General features: G+C 68.1%; 4 protein-coding genes. All 4 read right to left on the bottom strand.

The features are described 5' to 3' along the window. Window positions 1–585, bottom strand: a 585-nt coding sequence (locus ASE35_RS07625) for a condensation domain-containing protein (RefSeq protein ID WP_235570021.1), incomplete at both ends; no start/stop codon positions are given. A 7,080-nt stretch (window positions 586–7,665) separates the two neighbouring features. Continuing rightward, window positions 7,666–11,529, bottom strand: coding sequence for an amino acid adenylation domain-containing protein (locus ASE35_RS07640; RefSeq protein WP_343123519.1), 3,864 nt, complete (start codon window positions 11,527–11,529; stop codon window positions 7,666–7,668). A gap of 39 nt (window positions 11,530–11,568) precedes the next feature. Then, a partial coding sequence (locus ASE35_RS07645; RefSeq protein WP_235570022.1) for an amino acid adenylation domain-containing protein occupies window positions 11,569–14,109 on the bottom strand: 2,541 nt, incomplete at its 5' end. A 373-nt stretch (window positions 14,110–14,482) separates the two neighbouring features. Then, on the bottom strand, window positions 14,483–15,613 hold a 1,131-nt coding region (locus ASE35_RS07650), incomplete at its 5' end, for a non-ribosomal peptide synthetase (protein ID WP_157489340.1).

Consider the following 15,613-nt stretch of genomic DNA (forward strand, 5'->3'; position numbering starts at 1 on the left):
GCGCAGCTTGCCGGCCAACTCGGCCGACAACGCCACCGGCACCACGGACCCGGCATAACGCTGCACCGGCGGACGCGGACGGTCGGTCGGCAACTCCAACAGGGCCGGTGCACCCACCAGGTGATCGCGCCAGAACGCCGTCTGCCGATCCAGTTCCTCACCTTGCAGCCAGCCGCGCTGCCAAGCCGCGTAATCGGCGTACTGGATGTCCAGCGCCGGCAACGGATTGGCCAGCCCATCGCTATAGGCCGCATACAACTGCGCGAACTCGCGAATGATGATACCGATCGACCAGCCGTCGCTGACGATGTGATGCTGGGTAATCAGCAGCACATGTTCCTCGTCGCCCGTACGCAGCAAGCGACCGCGGATCAGCGGCCCCTGGCTCAAGTCGAAGGGCGCGCCCGCTTCGTCGACCGCCTGCTCGCGTACCGCCTGCTCGCGTACCTCGGCGGGCAACTGCGTGAGGTCGTGCTCTGCCAGGGCAAAGCCGATGTCCTCGGGTGCGAACACCTGGTGCGGCACGCCATCGACCGCAACCAGGCGCGCACGCAGGCCCTCCTGGCGCGCCACCAGCGTGTCCAGNGCCCACCCCGAATCTTCGACCCGTCGCGACAGCTCGGCCTCGCGCATCGAGGGTCGTGCTCTGCCAGGGCAAAGCCGATGTCCTCGGGTGCGAACACCTGGTGCGGCACGCCATCGACCGCAACCAGGCGCGCACGCAGGCCCTCCTGGCGCGCCACCAGCGTGTCCAGCGCCTGCTTCAGCGCATCGCGGTGCAGACTGCCGCTCAGGCGCAGCGCCGCCGGCATGTGATACGCGCGGCTCGCGGATGCATCCAGCTGATCGATGAACCACAGGCGTTGCTGCGACAACGACAACGGCAGCGGTTGATCGCGCCCGACCTTGACGATCCGGCCCAAGGTACTGGTGCCGGCGTCGCACACGGCCTGGGCGAACGCCTGCAGCACCGGCCGCGCGAACAACTCGCGCAGCGGCACTTCCACTCCCAGCCGCTCGCGCACGTGCGACACCAACTGCACGGCCAACAGCGAATGGCCGCCCAGCTCGAAGAAATGGTCGTTCCGGCCCGCGCGCTCGATGCCTAGCAGTTGCTGCCAGATCTCCGCCAGCCCCTGTTCGATCTCGCCTTGCGGCGCTTCGTACTCGCGCTGCGCCAGCGAGCTGCCGTCCGGCGCGGGCAGCGCCTTGCGATCGAGCTTGCCGTTGGGCGTCAGCGGGAACGCGTCGAGCACCATGAAGGCGCTCGGCACCATGTACTCGGGCAATTGCGTTTGCAGCGCTTCGCGCAACTGCACCCCGGTCGGCTCCGCTCCCGCCGCCGGTACCACATACGCCACTAGCCGTTTGTCGCCCGGCACGTCCTCCCGCGCCAGCACCACCGCCTCGCGCACGTCGGCGCACGCCGCCAGTCGGGCCTCGATCTCGCCCAGCTCGATGCGGAAGCCACGGATCTTCACCTGGAAATCGTTGCGCCCCAGGTACTCGATGGTGCCGTCCGGCCGCCAGCGACCGAGGTCNGCCCAGCTCGATGCGGAAGCCACGGATCTTCACCTGGAAATCGTTGCGCCCCAGGTACTCGATGGTGCCGTCCGGCCGCCAGCGACCGAGGTCGCCGGTTTTGTACATGCGTGCCTGCGGATCGGCACTGAACGGATCGCGCACGAACCGCTCGGCCGTCAGCGCCGGCTGGTTCAGATAGCCGCGCGCCACGCCATCGCCGCCGATATGAAGCTCGCCCGCCACACCGACCGGCACCGGTGCGCCATGCGCATCCAGAATGTAGACCTGCGTGTTCGCGATCGGACGGCCAATCGGTACCGAAGTGGCGTCTTCGGCCAGCGCCTCGATCAGGTGCGTGCAAGCGAACGTCGTGGTCTCGGTCGGGCCGTAACCGTTGATCAGGTGCGCCGGACGCTGCGCCTGCGCCAGCACGCTGCGGATCGTGCGCGGATCGAGTGCGTCGCCGCCGACCAGCAGATAGCGCAGCTGCGCCAGCGACGCCTGCATGCTCGGCGCGTACTGGTTGAACAGGCCGACCGTCATCCACATCGCCGTGGCGCCGTGGGCCAGCAGTTGCGCGTCGAATCGACGCGCATCCNGCCTGCATGCTCGGCGCGTACTGGTTGAACAGGCCGACCGTCATCCACATCGCCGTGGCGCCGTGGGCCAGCAGTTGCGCGTCGAATCGACGCGCATCCAGCACATCGGCCGGCGGCAGCACCAGCAGCCGCGCGCCATTGAGCAACGCGCCCCAGATTTCCCAGGTCGCCGCGTCGAAGGCCGGATTGGCCGCGTGCACCAGGCAGTCGTCGTCACCNACCAGCAGCCGCGCGCCATTGAGCAACGCGCCCCAGATTTCCCAGGTCGCCGCGTCGAAGGCCGGATTGGCCGCGTGCACCAGGCAGTCGTCGTCACCCGCCTGGAAATACGGGTTGTTGATCACCAGCCGGTTCACGTTACGATGCTCGACCATCACGCCCTTGGGCGTACCGGCCGATCCGGACGTGTAGATCACGTAGGCCAGGTGGCGCGAGCAGAGGCCCTGATCGCCCCGATCGGGATTGTGCGCGGGGAGGTGGCGCTCCAGTACCCGGAGATCCATATCGAGACGCAGCACCGGCACATCGGTCAAGGGCAGGTGCGCTTCGATGTCCGAATGCGTGATCAGCACCTTCGGCGCGCTGTCTTCCAACAGGATCGAGAGGCGCTCGGCAGGATAGGACGGGTCCAGCGGCACATAGGCGCCACCCGCTTTCAGGATGCCCAGCAGGCCGACGATCAGGTCGGCGCTGCGCTCGATGCAGATCGCCACGCGATCGTCGGGGCCTACGCCCTGCGCGATCAAGTGATGCGCCAGGCGATTGGCCCGGGCGTTCAGCTCGCCGTAGCTGATCGATTCGCCGTCGCAGACGACCGCGATCGCATCCGCACGGCGTTCCGCTTGCTGCTCGAACAATCCGTGAATCAGCGCGTCGCGCGGATACTCGGCCGCGGTGGCATTGAGCTCGTGCAAGAGATGCTGCCGCTGCGGGCGCGTCAACATCGGCAATGTCGCCACGCAGGCCGCATCGTCGGCGGCCATGGCGTCGAGCAGGGTCGCGAAACAGCCGATGAAGCGCTCGATCGTCTCGCTGTCGAACAGATCGCTGGCGTAAACCAGCGCGCCGGACCATGCATCTTCCGACTCCGCCATGTTCAACGCCACGTCGAACTGGGTGGTGTCCAATTCGGACTTCATCGAGGACAGCACCAGACCCGGCAGCTCCAGAGGGCCGTCGTTGGACTGACCGCCCCAGCTGAAACTCGTCTGCACCAGGGGGCCATGGCTGAGGCTGCGCACGGGCTGCATCACCTCGACGACCTGCTCGAAGGGCAGCTCCTGGTGCGCGAAGGCCGCCAGTGCCGTCTCCTTCACCTGCGCCAGCAGGTCGGCCACATTCGCCTGTCCATCCAGCCGCACCCGCAGCGCCAGCGTGTTGACGAAGAAGCCGAGCAAGCCCTCGACTTCGCGCCGCTGACGGTTGGCCACCGGCGTGCCGACCACCACGTCCTGCTGCCCCGACAGGCGCGACAGCAACGCAGCCCAAGCTGCCAGCACCACCATGTACGGCGTGACGCCATGGCGCTGCGCCAAGGCGCGCAAACGGCCTCCCAGTTCGGCCGGCAGTTCGAATGTTGCCGTGGCGCCGGCATGGCTTTGCACGAGGGGACGCGGCCGATCGGTGGGCAGCGCCAGCAACTCCGGCGCGCCGCCCAGATGCTCGCGCCAGAAGGCGGTCTGCCGCTCGAGTTCGTCGCCTTGCAACCAATTGCGCTGCCATACGGCGTAGTCGGCGTACTGGATCTCCAGCGGTGGCAAGGGATCCGGCCGGTTCTCGCAGAACGCGGCGTACAACTGGGCGAATTCGCGCACCATGACAGCGACGGACCAACCGTCACTGACGATGTGATGCTGCGTGACCAGCAACACATGCTCGTCATCGGCCAAGCGCAGCAGACGGCCGCGGATCAGCGGCCCCTGCGTGAAGTCGAACGGGGCAGCGGCCTCTTCTTCCGCCTGTGCGCGCACCACGCGCTCGAGCTGATCGGCCGGCAGATGCGCCAGATCGTGCTCGACCAGCGCAAAGCCGACATCTTCCGGCGCGAAGGCCTGGTACGGCACGCCCTCGACCTCGACGAAGCGCGCGCGCAGGCCCTCCTGACGGGCGACCAGACGATCCAACGCGGCCTTCATCGCCGCGCGATTGAGGCTGCCGGTCAATCGCAAGGCCGATGGCATGTGGTAAGCGAGGCTGGCGCGCTCATCGAAACTGGCCAGGAACCACAGCCGCTGCTGTGCGAGCGACAGCGGCAGATGGCCGCTGCGATCGGCGCGTGCGATGGTGCCGATGTCGCTGCGCGAGATGTCCTGCAACTCGGCTGCGAGCTCGCGCAGCTGGGGGCGATTGAACACCGCCTTGAGCGGCAGATCGATGCCGAACGTGGCGCGCACCTGCGAACGTAGGCGCACGACCAGCAGCGAATGGCCGCCAAGTTCGAAGAAATGATCGTCGCGGCCGATGCGCTCGACCCCGAGCAGGCCTTGCCATATCGCGGCCAGGCCTTGCTCCGTCTCGCCTTCCGGTGCGGAATAAGTCCGCGCGGTGCGCACTTGTTCCTGGGGTGCGGGCAGCGCGGAGCGGTCGAGCTTGCCATGGGCGGTCAACGGCCACTCGGCCATGTGCACATAGGCCGAGGGCAACATGTACTCCGGCAAGCGCGAAGCCAGGCTGGCGCGGAAGGTCTCCGCCGTCGCCGTCGCGGTGTCCTCGCAGCGCACGTAGGCGACCAGGCGCTTGTCGCCCGGCATGTCCTCGCGCGCGATCACCACGGCCTCTCGCACGCCTTCGCAGGCGCACAACGCCGCTTCGATTTCCGCGGGTTCGATCCGGTAGCCACGGACCTTCACCTGGAAATCGTTGCGCCCCATGTATTCGAGCCGGCCGTCGGCCAGGCGCCGCGCCAGGTCTCCGGTGCGGTACATCCGCGCATCGGGCGTTTCGCCGCGCGGGTCCGGCATGAAGCGCTCCAGGGTCAGAGCATCGTTCTGCCAATAGCCTGCCGATACGCCGGCGCCGGCGATGTAGATCTCGCCGACGACGCCTTCGGGCACGGGTTCGCCGCGACCGTCCAGCACATACAAGCGCATATTGGGCAGCGGCCGGCCCAGCGGCACGGTCTTCGCCGCGAACGGCAGCGTCTCGATCACCTCACAGCTGGCGAACGTGGTGGTTTCGGTGGGGCCGTAGCACTGCACCAGCCGAGGCGGCGCGTGCCCGGAAGCCAAGAGGCGCCGCACCTTTTGCGCATCCGCCTTCTCGCCGCCGAACAACAGAGCCGAAAGGCGCGAGAACGCAGGCGCCATGGCCTCAGCATGCTGGTGGAACAGTCCGACCGTGAGGTGCAGCACCGCCACCTGTTCGCGCTCAAGCAATGCGGACAGGCGCTCGGCGTCCAGCAGCTCGTCGGCCGAGACCACGACCAGGCAGGCACCGTTGCACAATGCGCCCCAGATTTCCCAGCTCGCTGCGTCGAAGGCGATATTGGCCGCATGCGCCAGGCGCATGCCTTGGGCGAAAGCGATGGGCGAGGTCGAACTGGCCAGGTTGACCAGGTTGCGATGGCGCAACATCACGCCCTTGGGGCGGCCGGTGGAACCAGAGGTATAGATCAGGCAGCACAGCGATTCGGCATTGCGCTTGACCTGCGCAAGGGCGGTCGCCGGAGCAGTCCATGGCAGGCGCTCCCACTCCAGCACCTCCCAGCTGCCGTCCGGCAGCGACGTATCGTCGGCCGCCCGTCGCAGCACCAGCTGCGGCGTCGCGTCCTGCAGGATATGCAGCAGGCGCTCGCGCGGGTATTCCGGGTCCAGCGGCACGTACACCGCGCCCGCCTTGAGCACCGCGAGCATCGCCACCACCATTTCCACGCCGCGCGGCAGGCACAGCGCCACACGCTCCGCCGACGCCACACCACGCTCGCGCAGATGCGCCGCCAAGCGGTTGGCACGCTCGTCCAGCTCGCGATAACTGAGCCTGACGTCTCCGCAAACCAGCGCCTCGGCGTCCGGCTGTTCCGCCACGCGCGCCTCGAAGCGCTCATGCAGCAGGCTGTCCTGCGCGTATGTGGACGCGGTGTCGTTCTGCAGTTGCCACAGGCGCGCCGACTCCCCGGCGGACATCAACGGCAGGGCCCACACTTCGGCCGACTCGTTGGCCAGCATGCCGGCAAGCAGTCTCTGCCACTCCTGGGCGAACGTGCGCACGGTGTCTTCGTCGAACAGATCGCTGGCGTATTCGATCGCGCCGGACAGCGCATCGCCGCCGTCGCTCAAGGCCAGCGATAGTTCGAAATGCGTGGTGGTATGCGTTGTGGCGCAGGGCGAGAAGGTCAAGCCCGGCAGGCTCAGCTCGCCCGCGTCGGGCGTATTGTTGAGCGCCACCATGGTCTGGAACAACGGACTGCGGCCAAGGCTGCGCGCCGGGCGCACGGCATCGACCACCTGTTCGAACGGCACGGCCTGATGCGCAAACGCAGCCAGCGTGGTCTCCTTGACCTGCGCCAACAGGTCAGCCACGGTCAGCTCCTGCGGAAGACATACGCGCAAGGCCAACGTGTTGACGAAGAAGCCGATCAGACCCTCGATTTCGCGACGCGTGCGGCCGGCGACCGGCGAGCCGACCACGATGTCGTCCTGGCCGGAGCGTCGCGCAAGCCACAACGCCCAGGCGGCGAGCAACACCATGTAGGGGGTGACGCCCGAGTTCGCGGCGAACGTGCGCAGGTCCTGCGCCAGCGTCTCCGGCAACTCGATCGGCAGGCTGCCACCGCGGTGGCTCTGCATGGCGGGGCGCGGATGATCGGTCGGAAGCTCCACGCCCTCTGGCGCACCGGCAAGCAGCGAACGCCAGTAGGCCAGTTGTTTTTCCAGTGCTTCGCCGCCGTATTCGTTGCGCTGCCAGATGGCGTAGTCGGCGTACTGGATCGGCAACGGCGGCAGCGACAGCGCCCTGCCCTCGCAGGCCGCGGCATACAGGCCGGCGAATTCCCGCACGAGCACGCCCAGCGACCAACCGTCGGTAATGAGGTGGTGCATGCTGATGAGCAGCACGTGCTCGTCGTCGCGCATCTGCCACAGGCCGACTCTCAGCAAGGGACCGCGACTCAGGTCGAACGGCTGCTGCATGGATTCGGCCAGTTCGGCCGGCAAGCGCGCATCGGCTTCGGCATCGCCGCGCAGATCGCGAATGGCCAGGGCGAATCCGCCCAGATCCTCGGCCACGACCTGGCAAGGCACGCCGTCTTCCTGCGCAAAGTGGGTGCGCAGGCTCTCGTGCCGCGCGATCAATTGCGCGAAGGCTTGCTCCATCGCAGCGCGATCGAGTTGCCCGGTAAGCCGCAGTGCCGAGGAAATGTGACTGGCCTGGCTGGCGCCCGGATCCAGTTCGCACAGGAACCACAAACGCTGCTGGGCGAGCGACAGCGGCACGTGCGCCGGCCTTGGCCCTGGCACGATCGGCGCCACGCCGCGCGACTGCTGCTGGATCTTCTTCAACAGCGCTGCGCGCAGCAGTGCCTCACGCGAAAGCGTATCCGTGCTCATCAAACCGTATCCCCAAGGAAAGCTTGCAGTTCTTCGTCGGACAGCGCGTCCAGTTCGGCTTGCATGGCGCTGAGGTCCTGCTCGGACGGCAGCGCCAACTGCGCCGCTTCGATGGCGCCGGCCAACATTTCCAGGCGTCCCATCTCGAATACCGTCTTCAGCGGCAACTCGATGTGGAATCGCTCCTGCACATGCACCGACAAGGTGACCGCGAGCAGCGAATGCCCGCCCAGCGCGAAGAAATCGTCGTCGCGGCCGACACGCGGCACTTCCAGCAATTGCTGCCAAATCTCGGCCAAGGCCAGTTCCGTCTCGCCTTCCGGGGCGCGATAGGCGCGTGCCGCGCGCAATCCGACATCCGGCGACGGCAGCGCACGCCGGTCCAGCTTGCCGTTCGCATTGAGCGGCATGGCCGGCAACTCGACGAAGGCCGATGGCAACATGTAGTCCGGCAGCGACGCGCGCAAGGCTTCACGCCATGCGTGCACCTGCTCCTGACCGGCACCGGCGTCGACCGGCACGACATAGGCGACCAGCGACTTTTCGCCACCTTCCGTCACATGCACCAGCACCACCGCCTCGCCGATCCCCGGCAATGCGCGCAGCGCCGCTTCGATCTCGCCGGTCTCGACGCGGAATCCGCGAATCTTGACCTGACCGTCGACACGGCCCAGGTACTCGATGGTGCCGTCGGGGCGATAGCGCCCGCGATCGCCGCTGCGGTACATGCGCGCGCCCGGCACGAACGGGTCCGGCAGGAAATGTTCGAGGGTCCGCTGGGGCTGGTTCCAGTAGCCGCGTGCGACGCCGTCGCCGCCGATATGGATTTCGCCGACCGCGCCGAGCGGCATCACCTCGCCCGCCGCACCGAGGATGTAGATGCGGGTGTTGGCGATCGGACGCCCGATCGGGATCGGACGACCGTCCAGGTCGCGCGCATCCAGCTCGTGCGTGCAGGCGAAGGTGGTGCTCTCCGTGGGGCCGTAGCCGTTGACGACATGCAGCGGGCGATCGCCCGCATTCATCGCCCGTGCCATCACCGCCGGATCGAGCGCATCGCCACCGACCAACAGGTACCGCAGTTGCCCGAAGATCGGGCGCAACGCCGCCTCGTACTGGTTGAACAGCCCGACCGAAAGCCACAGTGCGCTCACGCATCCGGCGCGCAGGCAGTCGACCAGACGCGCCGGCGCCAGCACATCTTCCTGTGGCACGATCAACAGGCGCGCACCGGCCAACAGCGCACCCCAGACTTCCCAGGTGGACGCGTCGAAGGCGGGATTGGCCGCATGCGCGACCGTGTCTTTAACGGTCAGGGTGCAATAGGGATTGTTGATCGCCAGCCGCAATACCTGCCGGTGCTCGACCATCACCCCTTTTGGCCGTCCGGTCGAGCCGGAGGTGTACATGACGTAGCACAGATGGTCCGCACGCAGCGCGGGCACGACCGGCGCTTCCGGCATGGGACGCTGCAGCAGCGCGGCGCACTCGACATCGAAGCGCAGCACCGGCATGTCGAGCGCGGGCAAGCCGTCTTCCCAGTCCGAACCGCTCAGCACCACCGCGGGCGCGGTGTCGGCCAACAGCCATGCAAGGCGTTCGCGCGGCTGCTGCGGTTCCAGCGGCACATACGCGCCACCGGCCTTCAACACGGCCAGCATGCCGAGCACCATCTCGATCCCGCGCGGCAGCACGATGGCGACGCGTTGATCCGGGCCGACCCCCAGGCTCACCAGATAATGCGCAAGACGATTGGCACGCTGGTCGAGCTCGCGATAGCTGAGCCGCTCGCCGCCGCATTCCAGCGCCACCGCATCCGGCTGCGCGGCCGCATGCCGCGAGAACTCCTCGTGCAGCAGGCCATCGCGCGGGTAATCCCGGCGCGTATCGTTGAAACCCTCCACCAACTGCCGCTGCTCGGTCTCGCTCAATAGCGAGAATCCATCGAGCGCGCCATCCGAATCCAGCGCGTTGATCAGGCCATCGATGGCCTGCTCCAGATAGTCGAGCATGCGCGTCGCGTCGATGCCGTCGGCACACTCGGCGGTGATGCCGAAATCGTCGCCGAAATCGTTGATCTTGAGCGTCAGCGGGTAGTTCGCATGGTCGCCGTAGTCGGCCACGATGCGGATGCCGGTCGGTGCATCTTCTGCCCGACCGCTGGCCGGCGTCGCGTTGTGCCGGTAGTTGAGCAAGGCGGTGAACAGCGGCCGGCCCATCGGCACGCCGCTCATGCGCTGCGCCAGCGCCAACGGCGCATGCTCGTGATCGAACAGACTGGCCAGATCGCGATAGCAGTCCTGCAACAACGAAGGCGCGTCGGCGCCGGCCAGACGCACGCGCAGCGGCAGGCTGTTGACGAACATGCCCAACGCGGTGTCCGCGCCATCGGCACCGTGCATGCGCCCCGCCAGCACAGTGCCGAACACGACATCGTCGCGGCCACTGCACGGCCCCAGCAGCAGGGCATACGCCACATGGAACAGGACCGCCGGCGGGACCTGCTGCTGGCGAGCCAGTTCGCGCACGCGTCGCGCCCGCTCTGCCGCGAGAAAACGCTGGTCGACCGACAAGGTACCGGCGCCCTGCTGTACGTCGAAGATGCCGAAAGGCGCAGTCGGCTCGTCGACGTCGCCAAGCTGGTCGCGGAAATAGCTTTCGTGCGCCTCGACCGGCACCGCGATCGCCGCCGCCACCTGTTCGCGCAAGGGCAGCGACGGCGGCAATGCAACCGTTTCGTCGAGCAGGCATCGATGCAGCTCGTCCATCAGCACTTCCAGCGAGCGGTGATCGACGATCAGGTGATGGCTCACGAATCCGAGCAGCCACTCGTCACGCGCCCGGTCGTGCACGACATAGGCGGCCAGCAGCGGCGCGCATTTCAGGTCGAGCCGCAAGCGGTGGTCGGTACGCGCCGTGAGCACGGCCAACGCGTCCTCGTCTTCCGGCACCTCCAGCTCGTGCACCGGCAGGCGGGCCTCGCGCCAGATCACCTGGACGGGCTGCGCCAGCCCCTCCCACGCCAGCGAGATGCGGAGGATGTCATGGCGCCCGATCAGCCGGTTGAAGATTCCGACGAAATCGTCCAATCGCGCACGCTCTGCGAAAGCGATCACCGTGCAGGACAGATAGGGATCGCCTTCCTGCTCCAAGAGATGATGGAACAGCATGCCGGTCTGCATCGGCAGCAACGGACAGATGTCCTGGATGTTGGTCGCGCCGCCCGGCACCATCTCGGCGATGCGGTCGATCTGCGCCTGGGTCAGGTCGACCAGCGGCAGCAGTTCCGGCGTGATGTGCGCGGTACCGACAGGAATGCCCTGCGGCTGAGGCACCTGCGCCGCCGCTGCGGCCGGCACCAGAGCCGCGGCATAGGCGGTCAATGTCGGCGCGACGAACAGGTCGCGCACGCCCGCACTCCACCCCTCGTGCCGCAAGCGTTCGACCATCGTGACCGCCAGCAGCGAATGTCCACCCAGTTCGAAGAAATGGTCGTGCCGGCCCACGCGCGGCACCTCAAGCAGCTCCTGCCACAGCCGCGCAAGGGTCTCTTCCACCTCGCCCTGCGGGGCYTCGTACTCTCGTTGCGCCACCGCGCCCGACTGCRTCGTCGGCAACGCCGCGCGATCCAGCTTGCCATTGGCCGTGCGCGGCAACTGCGCCATCGCCACCAGCGAGGACGGCAGCATRTAGTCCGGCAGGCGCGAGGCCAGCTGCGCGCGCAGGCTCGCCGCGCTCTCTTCTACCTCGCCCGCTGCCGCCCAGTACGCCACCAGCCGCGCGTCCGCGCCTTCGCCCAGCAGCAGCACCGCCGCCTCGGCCACGCCCGGCAGCGCTTCCAGCTGCGTCTCGATCTCGCCGATCTCGGATTACGGAGCATGGGTTATCGTCCTTGGAGTCGGTCAGTGCGCTGCCCAGTACGCCACCAGCCGCGCGTCCGCGCCTTCGCCCAGCAGCAGCACCGCCGCCTCGGCCACGCCCGGCAGCGCTTCCAGCTGCGTCTCGATCTCGCCGATCTCGATGCGATGGCCGCGCAGCTTGACCTGGAAATCCACACGCCCCAGGCATTCCAGCCGTCCATCGGACCGGTACCGGCCCAGGTCGCCCGTGCGATACAGCCGCTCGCCGGCAACGCCGCCGATRTGATCGGCSAMGAAACGTTCCGCCGTCAGCGCCTCGCGACCCAGGTAACCGCGCGTGACRCCCGCGCCGCCCAGGTGGATCTCGCCCACCACCCCCACCGGCACCACTTCGCCACGYGCGTCCAGCACGTGCAGCTTCGTGTTCGGCAGCGGCCGCCCGATCGGCACCGTCCGATCGTTYTCTTCCTGGCAGCGTTCGATGCTCGCGCAGACCGTGCCTTCGGTCGGGCCGTAGGCGTTGAAGAACGACAGCCGTCCMCGCCAGCGCTCRGCCAGCGCGACCGGGCAGGCTTCACCCGCCACCACCAGCGTGCGCAGCTGCGGCAGCTCCKCCTCGCCCAGCGTCTGCAGGGCGCTGCCCGGCAGGGTCGCATGCGTGATCGCGYGATCGCGCAGCGTCGCCAGCAACGGTTCGCCCGGCAACAGCCGATGCCGCGGCGCCAGGCACAGCGTGCCGCCCGACAGCAGCGCCATCGCCCATTCCCACACGCTCGCATCGAACGAGGGCGAGGCGAACTGCAGCACGCGCGATCCCGCCAGATCGCCGAACACCGCCGCCTGCGAGGCCGCCAGGTGGCACAGCTGGCGGTGTTCCACCATCACCGCCTTGGGTTCGCCGGTCGAGCCGGAGGTGTAGATCAGGTACGCCAGGTGCGACGGTTGCAGCGCCGGCACCGCCGGGCGCGTSGCCGGCAGCCGCCGCGTCAGCACCGGCAGGTCCACATCCAGCCGCAGCACCGGCACGTCCAGCGGCGGCAGATRCTCGGCCACCGACGAYTGCGTCAGCACMAGCAACGGGGCGCTGTCGTTCACCATGTAGGACAGCCGCGCCRACGGGTACTCCGGATCCAGCGGCACGTAGGCGCAGCCGGCCTTCAGGATGCCCAGCACGCCSACCAGGTACTCCACGCCGCGTTCCACGCACAGCGCCACCCGGGCGTCGGGCTGCGCGCCCTGCGCCAGCAGGTAATGCGCCAGACGGTTGGCGCGTTCGTCCAGTTCGGCATAGCTCAGCGAYTCGCCGTCGAACTCCAGGGCGATCGCATCGCCYCGGGCATCCACCCAGCCCTCGAAGCAGGCATGCGCCAGCCACGACGGCGGCAGCGCCGGCGTTACGACATTGAACGCATCGACCACTTGCCGGTAATCGGCYTCGRCCAGCAACGGCACRCGCAGGGCTTCCTGCGCCTCGTCGGCCACGAACCCTTCCAGCAGCTGCAAGAAGCACCGGCTCCAGCGCGCCACGGTGGCTTCGTCGAACAGGTCGCTCGCATGGATCAACGTGCCTTCCAGACACGCACCGGTATCGCTCAGGTGCAGGGAGAGATCGAACTGSGTGGTCTGGTGCGGCARCGGCAACGCCGCCAGCGACAACTGCGGCAGATCCACCGCGCCGCCTTCGGGCTCGTTGTGCCAGGTGAAACTCGCCTGCGCGAGCGGCACATGGCTCAGGCTGCGCGTCGGCCGCAGCGCCTCCACCACCTGCTCGAACGGYAGCTCCTGGTGCGCGAACGCCGCCAGGGTCTCGCGCCGCACCGCTTCGATCAGCTGCGCSACGCTCTGCCCTTCCTCCACCCGCGTGCAGAACGCCAGCGTGTTGACGAAGAAGCCGATCAAACCTTCCAGTTCGCGCCGGTGGCGACCGGCCACCGGCGTGGCCACCACCACCGTCGACTGACCCGACAGGCGCGACAGMAGCAGCGACCAGGCCGCCATCAGCACCATGTACAAGGTTGCGCCGTGCCGCTGCGCCAACGCGCGCAAGCCCTCGGTCAGCGGCGCCGGCACCGTCAGCGCCCACTGCCCGCCCGCATGGCTGGGYGTGGGCGGGCGCGGACGGTCCTGCGGCAGTTCCAACAGCTCGGGGGCGCCGGCCAGGTGGCCGCGCCAGAAGTCCAGCTGCTGCGCCAGCRCCGGGCCCTGCAGCGTCTGCCGCTGCCAGTGCGCGTAGTCCGCATACTGGATCGGCAACGGAGCCAGCCCGTCCGGCTCGCCCAGGCAGGCCGCGCGATACAGCGCCGCCAGTTCCCGCACCATCACCGCGTTGGACCAGCCGTCGCTCACGATGTGGTGCTGGTTCAACACCAGTACGTGTTCCTGCTCCGACACGCGCAGCAGGCGGCCGCGGATCATCGGGCCGTTCGCCAGGTCGAACGGCGTGGCCAGTTCGTCGGCGATCGCCTGTTCGACGGCGTCCTGCGATGCCGCGTCTTCCTCGCGCAGCGCGAAGCCCTGCCCGGCCGGCATCACGAGCTGGCAGGGCACGCCGTCTTCGGCCACGAAACGCGTGCGCAGGCCTTCNGCCGCGTCTTCCTCGCGCAGCGCGAAGCCCTGCCCGGCCGGCATCACGAGCTGGCAGGGCACGCCGTCTTCGGCCACGAAACGCGTGCGCAGGCCTTCGTGCCGCGCGACCAGGCCATCCAACGCCTGCCTGAGCGCATCGCGATCCACGCTGCCGCTCAGGCGCAGCGCCATCGGCAGGTGATAGGCGCGATCCGCGCTCGGGTCCAGCACCGACACCAGCCACAACCGCTGCTGCGCGAACGACAGCGGCAGGCGACCGTCGCGCGACGCAGGCGGGATCGGCAATGCCGCGGGCTTCAAGGCTGCGTCGCCGCGCTGCCGTAGTTGCTGGCGCAGGACTGCGCGTCGCAATTGCTCCAACGAGGCTTCGTTATGCGCGCTCATGTTCGTCTTCTGAATTGGTCAACATTGAACGCAGTTGCTCGGCCGTCAGGCCTTCGAGCGCAGCGTCCATCTCGCTCGTCATTTGTTCGTCGTAGAGCGCCAGTTCCGCCTCTACGATCCGGTCGGCCTGCTGATGCAAGATCGGCGTTTCGAACAGGACCGGCAGCGGCAGCTCCACGCCGAAGCGCTCCTGGATCTTCATCACCAGGCGGATCAGCAGCAACGAATGCCCGCCCAGTTCGAAGAAGTGATCGTGGCGTCCGATCCGCTCGACCTGCAGCAACTCGCGCCAGATCCCCGCCAGCGCCTCTTCGACCTCGCCGTCCGGCGCCTCGTACGCGCGCACGCTCAGCGACACGCCATCCGGCGCAGGCAACGCCCGCCGATCGAGCTTGCCATTCGGCGTCAGCGGGAACGCCTCCAGCATCAGCAACGCGCTGGGCAGCATGTACTCCGGCAGCTGCGCGCTCAGCTGCAGACGCAGCTCGGCCGCGCTGATCTGCGCGCCCGCCTCCGCCAGCCAATACGCCACCAGCCGCTTCTCGCCCGGCACGTCCTCGCGCGCCAGCACCACCGCTTCGCGCACGCCGGCACACGCCGTCAGCCTGGCTTCGATCTCGCCCAGTTCGATCCGGAAGCCGCGGATCTTCACCTGGAARTCGTTGCGYCCYTGGAATTCCAGCGTGCCGTCTTCRCCCCARCGACCCAGGTCGCCGGTCCKGTACATGCGCGCCTGCGGGTCGGCACTGAACCGATCGCGCACGAAGCGTTCGGCCGTCAACGCCGGCTGGTTCAGATAGCCGCGTGCCACGCCATCGCCGCCGATATAGAGCTCGCCCGTCACACCCACCGGMGCCGGCTCGCCGCTGGCATCCAGCACGTAGATMCGGGTATTGCCGATCGGCCGGCCGATCGGCACCGAGCGCGCCTGCGCATCCAGCTCGACGATCTCGTGCGTGCTGGCGAACGTGGTCGTCTCGGTCGGTCCGTAGCAATGCACCAGGTGCGCAGGGCGCGMACCCTGCAACACGCGACGCACCACGTCCGCGTCGATCCTGTCGCCGCCGAACAGCAGATAGTTCAAACGCTCGAAAACCGGCCCCAGCGCATCGGCATA

The organism is Lysobacter sp. Root916, assembly GCF_001429785.1.
Classification (GTDB): Bacteria; Pseudomonadota; Gammaproteobacteria; order Xanthomonadales; family Xanthomonadaceae; genus Lysobacter.